Below are 17,662 nucleotides of genomic sequence, written 5' to 3' on the forward strand. Positions count from 1 at the left end.
GTGTCGTATGAGGCGTTCACCCGCCCGCTAGACGTGATCGGGTTGCCGTGACCAGCGCGAACGTTACTGCATGCCGAGAATGAAACAGCCCTGGGTCTGATGGAGGCTTTCATTCCTGAGGAGGATGAGAGCCATGGCAGCACCGAGGAAGTACCCCGATGAGCTACGCGAACGCGCCACCCGCATGGCTGTGGAAGCCCGCCAGAACCCGCCCGCACGAGACGGAGCGGCCCCCACCGAAGCTGCCGAACCGGCCATGGGCGCGGCAGATGCACTTGAACGCCGTATGTGCGCTGGCACCCCTGAGGAACTGAGTGTCTACGGTGATCTGTCCGTTGCGGCGGCGACAGTTGCCGCTGCCGAGTTCGACAGGGCCGCGGCACCCCGCTTCCTCCGCCAAGCCCACCTGCAGCCGAGAGCCTCGGTAGTGACCGCAACCTGCACGCAACGGCCTTCGGTTGGACCAACGTCGCCATCGACGCGAAGGGAAGCCGGTCTCGTCACGACTCAAGAGAGTACTTGCCGCGACCTCGGTACGAAGTTATTTTATAGATCTTGAGATATTTGATGTATCGTTCTTTCTTTTGCTGGTTGCTGTCAGAAGTGGTATGGGCTTCCTCGGCGGGCCATGTCGGCGAGTTCTTCCATGCGGTGGATGATGATCTCGCTGCCCAGTTGCTCGAAGAGAAAGGCCTTGCCTGGACGGTTGGCGTATCCGGCTGTCGGTATCCCGATGGTGTGGGCAGCTTCGATGTCTGCGGTCGAATCGCCGACCATGAGACACTGATCAGTGCTGGATGAGAGGGCCTGGAGAGCGTTTTTCAGTAGGTAGGGGTGTGGTTTCATCAGCTCGGGCGAGGTTTTCTCCCTGCCATGGACACTGGTGATGTAACCGCTCAGGCCATGGTGGTCCAAGAAGGCAGTGACCGACTCTGGAGAGTTGTTGCTCACCACCGCGACCGGACGCCCTGTCTCCTTGCAGGCTTCCAGGAAATCTACGGCCCCTGGCCCTGGTTTCGCTTCGCGCACTGATCTGACTTCGGCATCGCGGAGGAGCCTCTCAGCATGGATGTGGAACTGCGGTGCGATCTGGTGGAGGTGGCGAAGCACCTGCATGGGGTCGGTCTGCTCGGAGGCTTCAGAGGGGATGGGAAGCCCTGCTTGTCTGGCGTTGTCGAGTATGTGGTCGGCAACTTCATGAGCGGGGTATCCCGCGAAAGCACTGCACACAGGACCGTCGAAGTCAAGCAGGACGGCGCGTACGCGGCGCATGAGATCAACAGCGTTTGCGATCACTCCGCAGGCTCCTTGGAGAAGAAATCCCAGATGCTGGTGAACCACATCTTTGTCTGGTTGACGTATTGGGATTCGATGGACAGGGGGTTTCCGTCGTCGATATATCGGAAGAGGGTTGAGTCCCTGCCCATCAGGTCGTGGATCTCGATTTTCTCATGGCCGAGAAGGACAACATTCTCCTTGACCGGGTAATAGCCGAAGAAGACCTCTTTGCCGTTGATGATGTAAATCTTGAACATGGGCACTGACCTGTATACCCGTATCTCCACGCGGGCCTCAGGAACGATGCCGAGGTGCTCAAGCTCGCGTACGACGTCTTCCACGCCCTGAGTGTGACGGTGCATGATCCGGCGCATCCGAGCGCGGACCTGGGGATCGTCTTCCCGAGTGTCGGCGCGCACCGGAAGCCCTACTGGATCGGATAGATCGGGCACGAGAATGCGGATGTGGATGCTTTGGGGCGACATTCTGCCCTCGCGCACCAGGTCGAGGGGCTCTTGCAGCGCACCGTGCAGAGTCTCACCGCTGAAGCCGGCGAAGTCGATGGTGACCGTTTCCTGTGCGAAGGCGCGCTCGATGTGCGGGCGCAGTCCCGCTGGGCGCGATACGCGCTCAGGAGTCGTGCCGGTGCGTGCTTCGCGCAGTGGTCCGGTACGAGAGGGATGGCTGACGCCTCCGCCTGGGAGCTGGCCCAGGGAGGAGTCCCTGGCCTGCATGCCGTCTGAGGAGACGTACTCGACGGATCGGTGCCCTGTAGAGGCTCCGAGGGCTTCCAGCGCCTGCAAGGAGCGTTCCATACCCAGGCTGCGTCCGGCTTCGATGCGGCTGACAGTGCTCTGTGCCAGGCCAGCCATGTTTCCGATGCTCATCTGGTCCAGGTGGGGCACCATGCGGCGCAGCAGTCGCACGATTTCGGCGGCGCTGTGCTCGTCCAGTGCTCGCCTCACCTCGGACTTCTCCCAGAACCACGCAGGGATGCAAGAGCAGATCGGGGGTCTCCCAGAGCGGTACAGTCCGCAGTTTCCGCAGGTCATGGCCGTTTTCCAGGTTGTGGAGGAGAGGGTATGCACGAAGAATATCCCTCATGCCGATAGGCATATGCTCGCGCATCAGAAGAATAAGTCCCCGTGCATAGACTTATGCGCAAGCTCTGGCAACAGTATCTCCATGATCCCTTCCAGCCGCTCTTCTCTTGAAGAGAGCCGTGCCGGTGGCTGTGCGCTGACAGGCCGGTTGACCTCTTTCGAACAATGCCATGGCGGTGTTGAAGGTGTCCTGCTCTTCGCCCGGGACCAGCTCATCCGGGCGTTCTTCGCAAACCTCGCTTTGGGGGACGTAGAACGTTGGGTAGCCATAGCGAGCCAGCTGTTCGCCATGGCAGGTGGTTTTGTCGGCTTCGCCCAGCGCGGCGGTGTCGAACATGTGGTCGTTCGTATGAGTACATCCTGCCTGGTCGTGATGGGAGCGGCCCCTGGCGGAGGCCTGGCCTTGCTGACCAGCTGGGATGCGCAGTTGCCCAGACCATTCATGAGGCTGCCCAACTGGTGGAAGCTCTTCAGGGCGGGCTGCCGCATGCGCTACCAACGTATGTGGGGGTGCCTGTGTCGGCGCGGTCCTTGTCGCGGGTTCGGTACTGAACCGCAGAGCGCTCTGTCAGCCAAAGAGGGGCGCCATTGAGAAGTTGAAGCCTTTTCTGCAGAGACCTTTTTGATACAAAGGGGATATTTATGACCGATATGGCCACCGCGGCCTCCGGCCAGGCCGGACGCCTCCGCCAGCAGGCGGTTGACCAACTTCTCCAGGATGGGTTCATCACCTGTACGGACGTGGAGAAGGCCATGCGGACCGTGCCCCGGGAGCAGTTCGCCCCCGGCGCCGAGCTGGAAGAGGTCTACGCACCCTACGACGCGGTGATCACCAAGACCGACGAGTACGGGGTTGCAGTGAGCTCGGTGTCGGCACCGCAGATCCAGGCGATGATGCTCGAACAGGCACAGTTGCAGCCCGGGCACAGGGTGTTGGAAATCGGCTCGGGCGGCTACAACGCCGCCTTGATCTCAGAAATCGTCGGAGACGCTGGAGAGGTCACCACGGTCGACATCGACGCGGAGGTCACCGACCGGGCCCGGCGTTTTCTGGCCGGTGCCGGCTATCCCCAGGTGAGGGTGGTGTGCGCGGACGCCGACGACGGTGTGCCCCAGTACGGCCTCTACGACCGCATCATCGTCACCGCCGGCGCCTGGGACATTCCTCCAGGGTGGGCGGACAACCTGGCCGAGGGCGGCCGACTGGTGGTGCCGCTGCGGATACGCAACCTGACCCGGTCGATCGCCTTCACCAAGGCCGCAGGTCATCTGGCCGGTTCCGACCCCCAGGTGTGCGGGTTCGTGCCCATGCAAGGAAGCGGGGAGCACGCCGAAACCCTGGTGCTGGTCAACGGTACCGAAGAGATCGGACTGCGGTTCGACGACGAGACCCCGGCCGATCCCCGCCTGTTGGACAACGCGGTACGTACTGCGCGGGTGGAGGTGTGGACCGGAGTCACGGTCGCTCCTCAGGAGCTGATCGGCACCCTGCAGTTGTACCTGGCCACGACACTGCCGGGGTTCTGCACCATGGCGGTGGACCCGGACCTGGACACCGGACTGGTCGCTCCGAACAACCCCCGCTTCTCCCTGGCCGCGGTCGAGGGCGGCAACTTCGCCTACCTCGTCACCCGCCGTACCCCCGAAAACGATGTCGAGTACGGCGTCCACGCCTTCGGTCCCGAAGGCGAGGTGTTCGCCGCCGCAGTGGCCGAGCACGTGCAGGCCTGGGGACGTGAACAGCGAGGCGGTCCCGGTCCGCACATCGATGCCTACCCCGCCGACACCCCCGACGGCCAGCTTCCCAGCAGGCACGTCATTACCAAGCGGTACAGCCGTATCACATTCTCCTGGCCCGAGCCGGACACCGCTCAGAGCCAGGACCACCCCATTCGAGGACAAGGAGAGTGATCCACATGCAGAGCTCCACCATCGGTGCCACCGCCTTGGCCGAGCGGCCGCTCGACGACTTCGCGCTGGACGTGCGCGTCGTTGTGGCAACCCACCCGGTCGGCAAGCTGATGTGCAACACCGGTGACGGGTGCGGCAACACCTGCGCGGGCAGCGCCTCGGCCTGCAACTCCTACGTCGGCGACCCGGTCTGACCCTCCCGGCGCGGGTGCGCCGGGGGGGCCGTTGACACGGCACCTGGCGCACCCCTTTGTCTTTCCACCCCTGTATCCGTGTATACGGAAGAAGGCATCGTGCCCGAACCCACCGCCCCGGGGTACCAGTGGCAAGGCACAGCGCTTCTGCGTGCCAGCACCGACCCCGGCGACCTCCCTGCTTTCCACGACATGCCGGACCTGCGAGAGCCCTCGGCCAGCCGGAAGTGGCTGTCGATCCTGTGGGAGCACCCGCAGGCAAGGAACGCCGTAAGCGCCTCCAGCCCGGTGCTGTACGCCCAGGTCGAAGCCATGACGAGGGGGCAGTACACCGATGAGCGCCGACTCCGCAAAGCCGTACTGTCGATGGCCGCCTACCTCGCTCGGTGGCAGCGGCCCACCCCGTTCGGCTTGTTCGCGGGCGTCGCTCCGATCACCTTCGGCCCTGATCCGGCGGTGCTCTGGGGAGGCGACCACCGAGTCTGCCTGCGTGCCGACACCGAATGGCTTGCCGATGTCATCGCACGCCTGCACCAGTGTCCCGCCCTGGTCGAGCGCCTGCACGTGGTGGCCAACAACACCGCCCAGATCCGCGGCCAAAGGGTCGTTGTCGCCGGACAGTCAGCAGATGGGCACGAGCGCCTGGCCTCGCCGGTGGAGGTCTCCGTGCGCCGCACCCCGCCGGTGGCCATGGCTCTGGAAGCCGCACGCACCTCGGTGCCCTACAGCGGGGTGCGCGGAGCACTCGTCCGACGCTTCCCGGACACCCCAAGGGAGAGGATCGACGCACTGCTGGGAGAGCTGCTGTCCCAGAACCTGCTGCTGTCCAACCTGTGGGCGCCGATGACATGCACCGACGCTCTGGGACACCTGTGTATCCAGCTCACCGAAGCAGGTGCGGACCGCATCAGCCAGATCACCGACCTGGTCGGGCAGCTGCACAGCATCCACCACGATCTGGCCCGACCGACAGCGCACACCGCTTGGCCGCTTCAGGAACCGACCCTGCAGCGGATGAGAACGCTCACCGGCGTGGCACCGCTGCCTGTCATCGTCGACACGGCTCTGGACTGCCGGGTGGAACTGCCCACCGGCGTGGTACGCACCATCGAGAAGACCGCCGACGTGCTCGCCCGTGTCTCGGCCCACCCGTTCGGCCGTCCTGAATGGCGCGACTACCACCATCGCTTCCGCGCACGCTATGGGCCCGGTGCCGTGGTGCCGGTCCTGGAGCTGGTGTCCGACAGCGGTTTGGGATGGCCTGCTGAGTACCTGGGAGCAGGCCGACGGCGTCCGCACACGCTGTTCACCGAGCGGGATGCCGTCCTTCTGGAGCTGGTCCAACAGACCACAGCCCGCCAAGGTGAGGAAATCGTCCTGACCGAGGAGCTGATCACCCGTCTGGGGCCGGCCCAGGGAGAGCAGATCGCGCCGCCGCCACGGGTGGAGCTGTGCGTGCAGCTCCACGCCCCCACGGTGCAGGCCCTGGCACGAGAGGAATTCACCGCCGTGGTGACCGGCGCCCCACGCCCGGGCAGCAGCCTGCTTGGCCGGTTCGCGCACCTGCTGTCCGACCAGGCCCGCGACGCCCTTGCCACCACCTATCGCTCGCCCGCCACTGACGACGTGGTCGTGGCCCAGTTGAGTTTTCCAGCACGCAAGCGCCGCAACGACAACATCGTCCGCACCCGGCGATTGGCATCCCACGTGGTCCCGCTGGCCGAACACCACCCGGATGGCCAGGACGTGATCGAGGTCGCTGACCTGGGGGTGGGAGCCGACGCGACCGGTATGCACTTGCGCCGACTCTCGACGGGCCAGCGCATCGAACTGAGGGTGGCCCATGCACTGGAGGCGGGTACCCACACCCCGCCCCTGGCCCGGTTCCTAGCGGAGGTCGCCACAGCCCGCTGTGCTGCCTACGGTGCCTTCGACTTCGGCGCTGCTGCGCGCCTGCCCTACCTGCCGCGAGTGCGCTACGGCAACACCGTCGTGGCGCCGGCTCGTTGGCTGCTGTCCGACGACGACCTACCGGATTCCCGCGACTCCCAGACGCTGTGGGAGGCGAACTTGGAGCAGTGGCGCGCACGCTGGCGGGTGCCTGCACGAGTGGCTCTGGTCGAGCACGACCGGCGCTTGCCCCTGGACCTGTCCCAACCGCTGCACCGCCACCTGTTGCATCAGCGCCTGGGCCGAGCCGGGCGTGTGGAGTTGAGTGAAGCCTGGGGCCCCGAGCAGGCGGGCTGGCTCGGGCGTGCCCATGAGCTCGTGGTGTCCCTGCGCACGCCCGAGTCCTGCCTCGGACCCGTGTTCGGGGCAGAACCGGCGCATCAGGTGCAAGCACAGGAGATGCAGCTGCCCGGCAGCCGTGTACTGCACACGCGCCTGTACGTCCACCCCGAGCGCGTCGACGAGATCCTCACCGACCACCTGCCCGTACTGGGCATTGTGGCATCGGGTTCGGCGCGGTGGTGGTTCAGCCGACACCGCGACCTGACCCGTCCCGACGCACCGACCTTCCTGGAACTGTCCGTGTGCCCGTCCGAAAGCCACCGCTACGGTGATGCACTGGAGGACCTGCACACCTGGGCAGAGCAGCTGCGCCGCGAACACCTCCTTGCGCACATGGAGCTGGCCGCCTACCACCCTCAGCACGGCCGGTACGGGCACGGAGCGGCGATGGAGGCGGCCGAGGAGGTGTGGCGAGCCGACTCCGACACGGCTCTGGCGCAGATTCGTGCATCGCGCAGCACAGGCATCGAGGCTCAGGCACTGACAGCAGCAGGCATGGTCGACCTCGTCACCTGCTTCACCTCCACCCCAGCGGAAGGCCTGGCGTGGCTGGTGCACGACCTGGCCCACACCCCCGGCCCGGTGGACCGCGAGGTGCGCCGCCAAGCCTTGGCCCTGTCCGCCCCCGGACAGGGATACGCGACGCTGCACCGACTGGTGGGCGGAACCCACGTGGCCCAGGCCTGGCAGGCGCGCGCCCGAGCCCTGGCCGACTACCGCAAGCACCTGGCCGCCGAGCGCGAACCAACCACGGTCCTACGGTCCCTGCTGCACCTGCACCAGGTACGCACGCTCGGGGCGGATCCCGAACAGGAGGCCGCCACGATCCGTGCCGCACGGGCCGTGGCGCTGGCACACACCGCTCGGAGGCCGAAGTGAGCACACCCACGTCCTACCCGGACAGCGCGGCAGCCGCCGACCGTCTGGCCGCCCGACTGGACAGTCCGGATCCGGGGGAGGAGCCGTGGACGGGCCAGTCCCTGGCCCAGGGGGCGGCAGGGATCGCTCTGGTTCACATCGAACGCGCCCACAACGGACAGGGCACCTGGCAGCAGGCGCACCGGTGGATCCGAGCGGCAGTGCTCGAACAGGTCAGTGCTGCCGACACCACCGGTCTGTTCCTGGGAGCGCCGGCGGTCGCCTTCGTCCTGGCCGCCGCCGACTCCGGCACCGGCCGCTATGCACCGGCCCGCGCCGAACTGGAGGCCCATGTGAGCTCGCTTGCCCATCGGCGCGTCGAGACCGCCATGGAACGCATCCGCAGAGGTGAGCTCGCCACTTTCGGTGAGTACGATACTTTCTACGGGCTCACCGGAATCGGTGCCCATCTGCTGCGCCAAGACCCCGGCGGAAGCGCGCTGGGCCGCATCCTGGACTACCTGGTCGCCCTCACCCGCCCTCTGGTGACAGAAGGCCGGTCCCGTCCCGGATGGTGGGTAGGCCACGACCCCAGCCGGGGCGCCTCGGTCCACTACGCGGACGGGCACGGCAACCTGGGCGCCGCGCACGGCATCACCGGGCCGCTCATGCTGCTCAGCCAGGCCCAACGGCGCGGCATCATCGTCACCGGTCAGTACGAGGCGATTGAGACCATCCTGGACCACCTCGACCAGTGGCGCCAGGACAGTAAAGCCGGACCGTGGTGGCCTGAGCACCTCACCGCCCGCGACCTGGCCACCGACCATCCCCACCAGCAGGGTCCGGCACGCCCCTCCTGGTGCTACGGCACTCCCGGCATTGCCCGCGCCGGCCAGCTCGCCGCGTTGGCTATCGGAGACCTGAAACGGCAGCACTTCTACGAACACGCCCTACATGCGTGTCTGTCCGATGCTGCCCAGATGGAACGCCTGCATGACGCGAGCCTGTGCCACGGATGGGCCGGGGTCTACCAGACCACCTGGCGCGCGGCCCGCGATGCCAGTACCCCCGCGCTGGCCGCTCATCTGCCTCGGCTGGCCACGTTCCTGGCGCGCCATGCCCCGGACACCCCGGGGCCGGGTTTTCTCGAAGGCCGTGCGGGACCGGCCCTGGCCCTGTCCACAGCCGCCGCACGCACCGCACCGCTCTCGGGATGGGACGCATGCCTGCTCATCGACTGAACCCACCGACCGTGACTGAAGCGGATAAGGCGACCGAGCACGCCATCGCCTCTGTCCTGGCCGGAGCACCGCTCCATGCAGCAGCTCAGAATGCCGGGATGGACCCCGCCGACCTGGAGAGGCTGGTGGAGGTGTTCAGCCGGGCTGGACGCCAGGCCCTGGCCGAGCACACCGCCCAGGACTGGTCTCAGTTCTGTCTGGAGTTCAGCGACTGGGCCGCAGCCGAGCACACCGCAGCCCACCATCTGAGTCCGGCACTTCATGGCGCCCACGCACGTGGTGACATCGCCGGTTGGTGGTTCATCCGCAAACACCCCTGCTGGAGGCTGCGCTTGCACCAGCTCCGGCCAGGGACTGACCTGGACTCGGTCCTGAACCACCTGGTGCGTGCCGGATGCCTGCGGCGCTGGTGGGCGAATGTGTACGAGCCGGAAACCGCGGCGTTCGGCGGACAGGAGGGAATGGACGCAGCGCACCAGCTCTTCTGCGCCGACAGCAGCGCCGTCCTGGCCCTGGGCACAGGAGCACACAGCCAACTGGGACGCCGGGAGCTGTCACTGCTGCTGTGCGTGCAGTTCATGCGCTCCGCCGGCCTGGAATGGTACGAGCAGGGCGACGTGTGGAACCACGTGTGCCGCGAACGCCCCCTGCCCGGTGGCAGCGCACCACCGGGACTCCGAGACCTGGCCGAGGATGTACGCATCCTGCTCTTGGCCGACACCTCCCCGCACGGGTCGATGTTCGGCCCCGGCCGCGCCCTGGAGACGTCTGCAGGCTGGGTGAAGGCGTTTGACCAGGCAGGCCGCCGGCTAGGGGCCGCAGCCCGTGAAGGAATTCTGGAACGAGGACTGCGCCGAATCCTGGCCTACCAGGTCATCTTCCACTGGAACCGGCTCGGTCTCTCGGCACGCGCTCAAGCCGCGATGGCATGGGCAGCGCGTGCAGCCGTTCTCGACATCCCGGATCAGGGCGGGCAGGTACAGCCATGAGCACATCCGCACACGAGCGGTCGGTGTGTCCTCCTCTGTCGGATCGCTTCCCTCTGGTGCGTCGCCCCCGTCTGGCCTGTCCCGACCTGGGCAGTCGTATCCATCAGGTGAACACCTACGCCCAGGCGGCACAACACGGCCGGGATGGAGAGGGGCAGCGGCGCAGTGCCCACGCGGCGTGGAACCTGGCGGCCCTGATCGCCGCTGACTGCGGTCTTCCCGGCGTGGCCGCTCGGTGGTGCAAACGCCAGTTTCGCCTTCTGCAACAGGAAAGGCCTGTGCAAAGGCGCGACGCGATCCACACCCTCCAGCCCCTGCTCAACCTCATCCGGTTGACCGCACGCTCCGGAGACCTGCACCAGGCCCACCGAGAACTGTGCGCCCTGTACGAGGGAGCGCTGCATGGTGGGAGCACACACATCCACGGCCTGGCCGTCGACTTCGACGACCTGTGCGAGGGCAGGAGCCAGGACCAGGAGGTGTCCCGGTGGCTGGATGTGGCCATGCTCGAGGACGGCACACGACTGTTGGCGCGCACCGGCCAGTGGGACCGTGCCGCAGAGCACGCGCACACCTACGACCGAAGCGGGGGGAAGGCCGGCGAACACTTCCAGGCCCAGGTGATTGCCCACCTGGCCCAGGGGCGGTTCGAGGAGGCCCGCACACTCGTGGATGCCGCGCCGGTGACTCAGCTGTGGGAGCACGCGGTCATCGCTTGCCTGCGCGGCTACGGCAGCCTCCTCCAAGGCAGGTTCGGTCCTTCTGAAGGCGCGCACCTGCGCGAGGCGGTCCAAGAAGCTCGCATAATGACAGAGACGGCGACTGCGCTCTTCGGTTTCCGGCTCGGACTGGTGGCGGCTGAACTGCTCGTAGAGCATCCGGCCCAGGTTGGCCAGTGGTGCACGGAACTGCTTGCCGAAGCTGTGGCGTCTGACGATGCCTTCCTCGCCAGGGAAGCACTCGAGCACCCGCTGACCTGTGCACGAGCGGCAGCGGAGCAGAAGCACACACTGGCTCGGCGCATCCGCGCGGCAGGGCTGGGGCAGAAGGGGATGTCGCGCGCTTCGTTCAGATCCTTGGCGCAGGCCGTACACATTGCAGAAGAGGTTCTCCGGTGCACCCGACGGTCTCCCGGTTGAATCCGCCGCTGTTCGGAAGCTTCGAAGTACCTCAGTGCCCGATCTGTCCCCCTACGGGAGCGATCGGGCACCAGTCGGTTCTGTCGGCTAGTGAGAGAGAGCGGCGCTGAGGAAACCGGCCCACTCGTCGGCGGGGAAGGGAAGGTGCCCGGCGTCGGGGTGCTTGGAGTCGCGGATGGCCGCACCACGGGGGAGCTCGGCGACCTCCACACAGTCTGGCCCTTGGCCGCTGTAGCTGCTCTTTCGAAACACCAGCTGCTGGATCATGCTTCCTCTTCTAGGGTCTTGAGCACTTCGGCTATGAACTGAGCGCTCTGTGCGGTGCTGAGGGCAGTGCCTTGGATGTCGCCGAACGTTGCGCTGTAGCGCGAGACCTCATCGGGCTCTTCGAAGAATACTGAGTCGGTCACCGCGTCCACATGGGCGATGGGCGGAGCCAGGTGGTCGGGGAACTCCAGGATGCTGAAGGGAGCCACCAAAGCGGCATGGGAGCCTGCTGAGAAGGGGAGCACTTGGATGTCGATGTTCGGAAGCTCGGCCATGTGCAGCATGTAACGAAGTTGGCCTGCCATCACGTCTGGGCTGCCGATCGTCCTGCGCAGAGCTGCTTCGTCTATGACCAGGCGAAAGTGCACAGGATTGACTTTGGTGAGGATCTCTTGTCGCGTGATTCTTGCTTCGACCCGACGTTCGATCTCGTCCGGGCTCGTGTAGCGGCCGCCGCGGAAGACCGCTTCGGCATACTCCCTGGTCTCCAGCAAGCCAGGGATGGCAAGTGCCTGGAAGCTCTTGATCACCGAGGCTTCGGCTTCGAAGTCGGGGAGCGCTTGTGAGCCGAAGATCTCCTTGTACTTGGACCACCAGCCGCGTTCTCTGGCATCACGTGCTAAGGCGTGCATCGCTTGGCGCTTCGACGGCTCGTGGATCTTGTAGAGATCCATCATCCTGTCGAGATCGCCTGCTGTGATCCTGCGGGTCTCGGTTGTTTCGATCTTGCTGATCTTGGAGGCGGTCCACCCGAGGGCCTTGCCGGCTTGGCTGACGGTCAGGTCTGAACGCTCCCGTCCCTGCTTGAGTTCGGCAGCGAGGCGGCGGAGGCGGAGGGTTGGGCTGTAAGGGATGCGCATGGGGACACTCTAACGAACTTTCTCGATATTGTCGCGATCTGCTTGACTGGCGACATTATCGAGCTCATGATGGGGGTGTGGCAGTGACCGGGGTCTCACGGAGAGTCCCTGCCGGTCAGGCTACGCCGTGCCCCTTCCCCTGAGTGGGAAAACGCGAAGGTCCTACACCTGCGGGCACACCGAACCCCTTGTTCTCTTCCTGCGCAAAGGAGTCTGTTCGTCATGCCCGCAAACGCGCCCGCGCCCATGCCCGTCCTGCCCGAGGTGACCGTCTCCCTCAGCGAGATGGTCCCGTCCCGCTGCCGCCACTACTTCAACGGCGGCGCCGACCGGGCCGCCTATCGGAGCCGCCGCTACGAGTTCGGGTCCTCCACCCAGTACATGCCACTGGTCCGCGCCTTCCTGGACACCTGCGCCGCTGGACAGGACCGCGACTACCGCTACCTCTTCACCCTCCTGGGCAGCGAGCTGGCCAACAACGCCCTGGAGCACTCGAAGTCGGGCGAGCCCTTCGGCGTCTACACGCTGCGCTGCGACCGCACCCGCGACGGGCTCCGGCTCACCTGCCGCGACCAGGGCAGCAAGAACGAGACCCGGCGCGCCGACATCCACCGCCGCGTCCACCTCAAGGCCGACCCCAACGGCCTGGACCTGGACGCCGAATCCGGCCGCGGCCTGGCCATGATCGACGCCCTCGCCACCAGCTGGGGCGACAACGGCATCCCCGACTACCGCCAGGTCTGGTTCTTCCTCGCCTACAGCCTGCGCGACAGCGCCTGGAACACCCAGCCGTAGACGGCACCAGCGCGACAAACACCTTCACGCCCACGACGTGAAACGGGCCCAGGAAGTGCGCCAACACCTCCCGGGCCCCGATCCCAAAAACCACACACTTGCGATATGTAGAAAGTCAGGATCAATGAGGAATCCTATCCCCGCCCCGCGCATGCCCGTCGACCCCGGACCCGCCCCCGTACCACTGCCCTGGCGCCGACCCCTCCCCGGACCCGTCTGCCCGCCCGTCTCCCCCCACCCTCAAGGGTCGCCTTCGGCGCAGCCCCTTCCCGGGTGCGACCACCCCTCCTGTCGCCGACGCCGCGCCCAGCGCCTGCCCCGCCTGGGCGGCCACCGCGCCGAGTACGCACGCGAGCACGCCCACGCCGCCGCACTCCAGCGCCAGTACCCGCACCTGATCGTCTACTACGGCGAGGCCACCCAGTCGTTCTGGGCCGTCACCCCCACCGGCCTGGTGGAAGGCCGTGACGTCGACGCTCTTCTCCTGGCGCTGTGGCCGCACACCGAATCGCCCACCGCCCGCTCTTGGACGCAACCGCTCACCGGCCCCCGCGTTCAGGCTGCGGCCTGACGCCCGTACTGCTGTTGAGACCCGCCCACCGGACCCGAGAAATACGGTGCCTGGTGGGCGGGTGGACACCCCGTTGCGACGGAACCGGTTTCGCCTGCGCACCAAGGGCGCATGCGCGCGGACGCACGGGCGGTGACCGGTCTCGCACACGTGTGCGGCTCCCGACCGCCTCGGCCGGGAGCCGCAGGACAACCACGCACTGCTGGATCAGCGGGCAGGAAACCTACAGCCCTTCGCATGGCAGACTCACCATCATGGGCAAGATCTACGAGGCCATCGATGCCCGGCTGGAGCGTTTTCTCCTGGCGCAACCGGTGTTCTTCGTCGGCAGCGCACCTCTGTCGGGAGAGGGTCATGTCAACGTTTCCCCCAAGGGCATGAGCGGCACCTTCGCCGTCCTCGGCGAGCGGCAGGTCGCCTACCTCGACTACACCGGATCAGGCGCCGAGACCATCGCGCACCTGCGTGAGAACGGGCGCATCGTGGTGATGTTCTGCGCCTTCGACGGACCGCCCAAGATCGTCCGCCTGCACGGCCGCGGACGCGTCGCCACACCCGCCGACCCCGACTTCGGTGAGCTGCGGACCCACTTTCCCAAGGAACGCACCCTGGGCCAGCGCGCCGTCATCGTGGTCGACGTGCACCGTATCTCCGACTCCTGCGGGTTCTCGGTTCCGCTCATGGACCTGCGCGGCGACCGCGACCTCCTGGACCGCCACCACGAGCACCGCGGCACCGACTATTTCGACGAGTACCACCGCACCCGCAACGCCACCAGTATCGACGGCCTGCCCGCCCTACCGGTCCCCGGGTCTGACTGAGGCTGGTCACCAGTTGTCCCGGAGGATGTCTTCGGCCTTTTCGGGCCAGGGAGGAACCCGGCTCCCTTACGCAGCGAGACCAAGAACGGCGCATCGCTTCCAGGCGATTGCCTCACCAGCCTCGGAAGACCGGCTGGAACAGAGGCGCGGCCCCGGGCCGGAAGGACGACCAGTCTGCGGCAGCCCGATGGTGACGGGGCAATGGCATGGACCGATCCAGAACCGATCCCGGAGCAGGGAACTGTCCCCGATGTCCGGTCAGCTCCGAGAACAGCCGGAGCCGCAGCTGTCATCGGTGAGATCGGTCGGCTGCACCACGTCGGCATCCTGCTCGATCAGTCGGATGTCGAGGGCGGGGAGAGTTGGAGCGGACTCACCGCGGTCTATGGATTCTCCTTTCTGAAAAGGAGAGCGGAGAGCTCGGACACGATCACCCTGGACCGTGTCGCCGAACCTGATGTGGCAAGTCGCGGGCGAGACCCAGGGTCGTGCCGCGTGGTGCGGTCTCGGATGGGGTGTGGGCTGTGATCGGCCCGTCGTTCCCGAAAACGAAGGCGGCGGGCCGACCGCCGGTGGATCGACGGACGGTAGTGGAGGCCACGGCGTGGCGGTTCCGCACGGGCACGCCTTGGCGGGACATGCCTGAACGGTTCGGGAACTGGAACACGATCTACAAGAACTCCAACCGGTGGGCCGAACAAGGAGTCTGGGCGTGGGCGCTGGAGAAGGTACAGTCGCTGGCGCAACGGCGGGGCGAGCTCGGCCTCGCTGCCGCATTCCCATGGGTGTAGCACGCCCCAACTGCCGGGTTGCTCTCATTCGGCCATGGCGGATCGATAGGGTGGCCCATGCAGCTCGGGTTGTCGCAGATGATCGACCCTCGGCTGCTCCCACTGGTTGACTCCACCCGCGCCTTCTACGAGAAACGCGGCGTGGGCCGAGGCCCGAGCAACTGGAGCGAGCTGCAGTTGGTTCGAGCCGCCGAGTCGCTCAAGAGCGCCCTGGAACAGGTCGGCGCTGCTCACGGACCCAAGCTCGGCAAGACTCAGGTCCCGGTCCGCGTAGCGGTGACAGGGCGCACGGTGGGTCTGCCACTGTTCGAATTCCTGGGACTACTGGGCCGCGAGCGTACGCCGGCCCGTTTGAGTACGGCATTGGAAAGGCACAACGTCTGACCGGACGGCTCCAGCCGGGCAGCAGCTCAGATCCACCTGCTCCGGAGACTTCGACTCGGAATTTGTTCCAGGGCGGATATGCGGTAGGCGATCAGGATGGTAACCCGTCTGCATACCTCCGCTCTTGAACAGGTACGGAGGTCCGGGTGTTCGGCGCAGTTCCGCGCCGAACACCCAGACCTCTTCCTGGCCAGGTCCTCAGGTGTTCGAGAGTTGCGCGCGAACGCGCCAGCCCTCGTCCTTGCGGGTGAGCACAGGTTTCAGGTCGGCGTAGCCCGGGCGGTCCGCCTCGCGCCACGCGGCGATCCATGCACGGAGCTGCTCCAGCGGTCCGGGGCCGCCGCCGTGTACAACGCTTCCCGGGGTAGCAGCAGCGAACACCGCCGCGCCGTCGGCGTCCGCGCGGCCCACGCCCCAGGCGTAGCCGCCCAGCCCTATCACGCTGATGTCCTCGGCATGGCGGGCGTAGAGGTAGGCGGTCAGGTCTGCGGCCGACTCCTCCGGCTTCAGTATGGGAACCTCCTCGGTGGGCTCGTCCGCCAGGGCCGCCAGCATGTCGCAGGCGGCATCGCCGTCCTCGGCCGCCCAAGGAGCCGAGATCCACAGCTCTCGGCCGTCCTCAGCATGTACCAGGGCGTTCACTCCGCGCGGGGGCACCAGCCACTGCTCCAGCTCCTGGCCGTGCATCTCCACGTAGCGCCCGGCGAAGAACTCCTCTCCTTCCGGAACACCCGCCTGGTTCACGCGGGCGCGCAGGATGGCGGCTGTCCGCACGCTTGGCGCCAGCTCAACCGGTGTGAGCACCACGGCCCCCGGTTCGGCCTGCTCCATCCATGCTTCGGGAAGGAGGCGCGGTGTCGCCCAGGCCACGATCCGGTCGAACGGTCCTCTGCCGGGTGCTCCCAGAGCGCCGTCCCCGGTGACGAGTTCGATGTTGCTGCGGCCCTGGGCCTTGTGCAGGTCTCGGGCCCTCTCGGTGAGCTCGGCCACGACGTCCACGGACACCACCGTGCCCTCGGGTCCCACCAGTTCGCCGAGCAGGGCACTGGAGAAGCCCGAACCCGTGCCGATCTCGAGCACCCGCATCCCCGGGCGCACGTCCAGCCGTTCCAGCATCCTGGCGATCGAGGAGGCCGCCGTGCTCTGCCGGACGAGGCTGCCGTCGGAATGGAGCGTGTAGTGGTCCTCGTCCACGGCCGTGAGAGCGGCCCTCACCTGCGGATCGTCACTCATCATGTCCTTTCGGGTTCGGTGTTCACGTTCGCTGAAGCAGGAGGTAGGGGCGGTCGGGTTCGGCGGGTTCACCGACCGGAACGCCCTCGGCCTCGACCCAGGCGTGCGCCGCGTAGGGCATGAGGCGGGCACCAATGCACCAGTCCACACGGTGTCCCATCAGAAGGGCGGTGAGTGCGGCGGCGAGGGAGTTCTCCAGACAGGCGGCCCGACCGGGGAACCAGCGTGCGGCGCGGCGGGCCGCGACCACGGCGGTTTCTGTCTCCGCCACGGTGGCAGGCCCAGGGGTTCGGCGCTTGAGTTGTGCGACCACGGCCACGCTGTACTTGAGAGGCAGACGCAGCAGGACCACGGCCAGCGTGAAACCGAGCAGCCCCGCACAGCGGTCGCGCAGGCGCAGACGTGCTTCGGAGGGAAGGGGCAGTGCCATGTGCGAGCTCACGGAGCGGAGACCTCCTCGGAGAGCAGACCGCGGTCGAGCAGTGCCGCGGTGAGGGAACGGACATCTTCGACCAGTTGCTCCGCGGATACACCCAGATCTGAGGCCAGCCTGAGAGCCGTTTCCTCGGGTGAGGTTCCGCAGGCAAGGAACCGCCACATGGTGGCAGCGGTCGGGTTGAGCCCGAAGAACTTTCCCGCGGACAGGTCCAGCAGCATCGCGCCGTCGTCGGTTCCGGCGTACCGGACTCCGGGTGCAGGGGTGAAGCCCGTCATCGGTCTCCCTCCGTGAGGAGTACGTGCTGTGTGGATTGGGGAAGGGTCGGGCCACATTGGAGCGTGCGCAGCCACACCTCGGCGGCCACGATGTCGCAGAGGCCTGCCATCGCCACGTATGAACCGCCGATTGTTTCGTGCCGGGTCTGATGGAGGCTTTCATTCCTGGGAAGGATGAGAGTCATGGCAGCACCGAGGAAGTACCCCGATGAGCTGCGCGA

The 17,662-nt window shown here is 66.6% G+C and carries 18 protein-coding genes and 1 pseudogene; 11 read left to right on the forward strand and 8 right to left on the reverse strand.

Features of this window, described 5'->3' with window-relative positions; genetic code table 11:
• Positions 1–597: 597 nt before the first annotated feature.
• From FHS13_RS20950 to FHS13_RS20960, 3 genes are all read right to left on the reverse strand, one after another.
• Positions 598–1,296 carry an HAD family hydrolase gene (locus tag FHS13_RS20950; protein WP_343065116.1) on the reverse strand — a complete coding sequence of 233 codons (699 nt, stop codon included), beginning with the start codon at positions 1,294–1,296 and terminating at the stop codon, positions 598–600.
• A complete protein-coding gene (locus tag FHS13_RS20955; protein WP_221443290.1) occupies positions 1,293–2,243 on the reverse strand; it encodes a hypothetical protein in 951 nt (316 codons plus the stop codon). Before FHS13_RS20955 ends, FHS13_RS20950 begins: the two co-directional genes overlap by 4 nt.
• 190 nt (positions 2,244–2,433) lie before the next feature.
• Positions 2,434–2,718, reverse strand: coding sequence for a hypothetical protein (locus FHS13_RS20960; RefSeq protein WP_184293687.1), 285 nt, complete (start codon positions 2,716–2,718; stop codon positions 2,434–2,436).
• Positions 2,719–3,023: 305 nt separating this feature from the next.
• On the opposite strand from FHS13_RS20960, the gene fxlM reads away from it, so the two are divergent.
• The 6 genes from fxlM to FHS13_RS20990 all read left to right on the forward strand — a co-directional run bounded on the left by fxlM (position 3,024) and on the right by FHS13_RS20990 (position 11,005).
• Positions 3,024–4,292, forward strand: coding sequence for a methyltransferase, FxLD system (gene fxlM / locus FHS13_RS20965; protein ID WP_184293688.1), 1,269 nt, complete (start codon positions 3,024–3,026; stop codon positions 4,290–4,292).
• 5 nt (positions 4,293–4,297) lie between these two features.
• Positions 4,298–4,486, forward strand: coding sequence for an FxLD family lanthipeptide (locus tag FHS13_RS20970; RefSeq protein ID WP_184293689.1), 189 nt, complete (start codon positions 4,298–4,300; stop codon positions 4,484–4,486).
• A 99-nt stretch (positions 4,487–4,585) separates the two neighbouring features.
• Entirely contained in the window at positions 4,586–7,657 is a 3,072-nt protein-coding gene (locus tag FHS13_RS20975) for a lantibiotic dehydratase (protein ID WP_343065117.1), read from the forward strand.
• Positions 7,654–8,877, forward strand: a complete 1,224-nt coding sequence (locus tag FHS13_RS20980; protein WP_184293690.1) for a lanthionine synthetase LanC family protein — start codon at positions 7,654–7,656, stop codon at positions 8,875–8,877. The genes FHS13_RS20975 and FHS13_RS20980 overlap by 4 nt, the downstream gene beginning before the upstream one ends.
• Positions 8,878–8,975: 98 nt before the next feature.
• On the forward strand, positions 8,976–9,866 hold the full coding sequence (locus FHS13_RS20985; RefSeq protein ID WP_221443291.1) for a thiopeptide-type bacteriocin biosynthesis protein: 891 nt from the start codon (positions 8,976–8,978) through the stop codon (positions 9,864–9,866).
• Between the two features lie 107 nt (positions 9,867–9,973).
• On the forward strand, positions 9,974–11,005 hold the full coding sequence (locus FHS13_RS20990; protein ID WP_184293692.1) for a hypothetical protein: 1,032 nt from the start codon (positions 9,974–9,976) through the stop codon (positions 11,003–11,005).
• 87 nt (positions 11,006–11,092) lie between these two features.
• Here the strand turns inward: FHS13_RS20990 and FHS13_RS20995 are convergent, their stop codons facing one another.
• Both FHS13_RS20995 and FHS13_RS21000 read right to left on the reverse strand, forming a co-directional pair.
• Entirely contained in the window at positions 11,093–11,272 is a 180-nt protein-coding gene (locus tag FHS13_RS20995) for a DUF397 domain-containing protein (protein WP_184293693.1), read from the reverse strand.
• Positions 11,269–12,132, reverse strand: coding sequence for a helix-turn-helix domain-containing protein (locus FHS13_RS21000; protein ID WP_184293694.1), 864 nt, complete (start codon positions 12,130–12,132; stop codon positions 11,269–11,271). Before FHS13_RS21000 ends, FHS13_RS20995 begins: the two co-directional genes overlap by 4 nt.
• 222 nt (positions 12,133–12,354) lie before the next feature.
• On the opposite strand from FHS13_RS21000, the gene FHS13_RS21005 reads away from it, so the two are divergent.
• The 5 genes and pseudogenes from FHS13_RS21005 to FHS13_RS21650 form a co-directional block, all read left to right on the forward strand.
• Complete coding sequence (locus FHS13_RS21005) at positions 12,355–12,927, forward strand: ATP-binding protein (RefSeq protein WP_184293695.1); 573 nt, start codon at positions 12,355–12,357, stop codon at positions 12,925–12,927.
• A gap of 124 nt (positions 12,928–13,051) precedes the next feature.
• The gene (locus FHS13_RS21010) at positions 13,052–13,498 is read left to right on the forward strand and encodes a hypothetical protein (RefSeq protein WP_184293696.1); all 447 of its coding nucleotides are present in this window, start codon (positions 13,052–13,054) and stop codon (positions 13,496–13,498) included.
• Positions 13,499–13,752: 254 nt separating this feature from the next.
• The gene (locus tag FHS13_RS21015) at positions 13,753–14,319 is read left to right on the forward strand and encodes a pyridoxamine 5'-phosphate oxidase family protein (RefSeq protein ID WP_184293697.1); all 567 of its coding nucleotides are present in this window, start codon (positions 13,753–13,755) and stop codon (positions 14,317–14,319) included.
• Positions 14,320–14,834: 515 nt separating this feature from the next.
• The gene (locus FHS13_RS21990; protein ID WP_425491207.1) at positions 14,835–15,110 is read left to right on the forward strand and encodes a transposase; all 276 of its coding nucleotides are present in this window, start codon (positions 14,835–14,837) and stop codon (positions 15,108–15,110) included.
• 189 nt (positions 15,111–15,299) lie between these two features.
• Positions 15,300–15,494, forward strand: a pseudogene (locus FHS13_RS21650) (glutamate--tRNA ligase); the annotation flags it as partial.
• 198 nt (positions 15,495–15,692) lie between these two features.
• Here FHS13_RS21650 and FHS13_RS21030 read toward each other — a convergent pair.
• Genes FHS13_RS21030 through FHS13_RS21040 form a run of 3 tightly spaced genes read right to left on the reverse strand, consistent with a single transcriptional unit; the run spans position 15,693 to position 17,441 of the window.
• Positions 15,693–16,727 carry a protein-L-isoaspartate O-methyltransferase family protein gene (locus FHS13_RS21030; protein WP_184293699.1) on the reverse strand — a complete coding sequence of 345 codons (1,035 nt, stop codon included), beginning with the start codon at positions 16,725–16,727 and terminating at the stop codon, positions 15,693–15,695.
• Between the two features lie 22 nt (positions 16,728–16,749).
• Positions 16,750–17,169, reverse strand: a complete 420-nt coding sequence (locus tag FHS13_RS21035) for a lasso peptide biosynthesis B2 protein (protein ID WP_343065118.1) — start codon at positions 17,167–17,169, stop codon at positions 16,750–16,752.
• Positions 17,166–17,441 carry a PqqD family peptide modification chaperone gene (locus FHS13_RS21040; protein ID WP_184293700.1) on the reverse strand — a complete coding sequence of 92 codons (276 nt, stop codon included), beginning with the start codon at positions 17,439–17,441 and terminating at the stop codon, positions 17,166–17,168. Before FHS13_RS21040 ends, FHS13_RS21035 begins: the two co-directional genes overlap by 4 nt.
• Between the last annotated feature and the right edge of the window lie 221 nt (positions 17,442–17,662).

It is taken from the genome of Nocardiopsis algeriensis, from assembly GCF_014203695.1.
GTDB classification, from domain to species: Bacteria; Actinomycetota; Actinomycetes; order Streptosporangiales; family Streptosporangiaceae; genus Nocardiopsis; species Nocardiopsis algeriensis.

Coding starts and splice junctions, on each gene's coding strand:
- FHS13_RS20960 (WP_184293687.1), bottom strand. CDS start 2,718: ATGTTCGACACCGCCGCGCTGGGCGAAGCCGACAAAACCACCTGCCAT.
- fxlM (WP_184293688.1), top strand. CDS start 3,024: ATGACCGATATGGCCACCGCGGCCTCCGGCCAGGCCGGACGCCTCCGC.
- FHS13_RS20970 (WP_184293689.1), top strand. CDS start 4,298: ATGCAGAGCTCCACCATCGGTGCCACCGCCTTGGCCGAGCGGCCGCTC.
- FHS13_RS20985 (WP_221443291.1), top strand. CDS start 8,976: ATGGACCCCGCCGACCTGGAGAGGCTGGTGGAGGTGTTCAGCCGGGCT.
- FHS13_RS20995 (WP_184293693.1), bottom strand. CDS start 11,272: ATGATCCAGCAGCTGGTGTTTCGAAAGAGCAGCTACAGCGGCCAAGGG.
- FHS13_RS21000 (WP_184293694.1), bottom strand. CDS start 12,132: ATGCGCATCCCTTACAGCCCAACCCTCCGCCTCCGCCGCCTCGCTGCC.
- FHS13_RS21005 (WP_184293695.1), top strand. CDS start 12,355: ATGCCCGCAAACGCGCCCGCGCCCATGCCCGTCCTGCCCGAGGTGACC.
- FHS13_RS21010 (WP_184293696.1), top strand. CDS start 13,052: ATGAGGAATCCTATCCCCGCCCCGCGCATGCCCGTCGACCCCGGACCC.
- FHS13_RS21015 (WP_184293697.1), top strand. CDS start 13,753: ATGGGCAAGATCTACGAGGCCATCGATGCCCGGCTGGAGCGTTTTCTC.
- FHS13_RS21030 (WP_184293699.1), bottom strand. CDS start 16,727: ATGAGTGACGATCCGCAGGTGAGGGCCGCTCTCACGGCCGTGGACGAG.
- FHS13_RS21040 (WP_184293700.1), bottom strand. CDS start 17,441: ATGACGGGCTTCACCCCTGCACCCGGAGTCCGGTACGCCGGAACCGAC.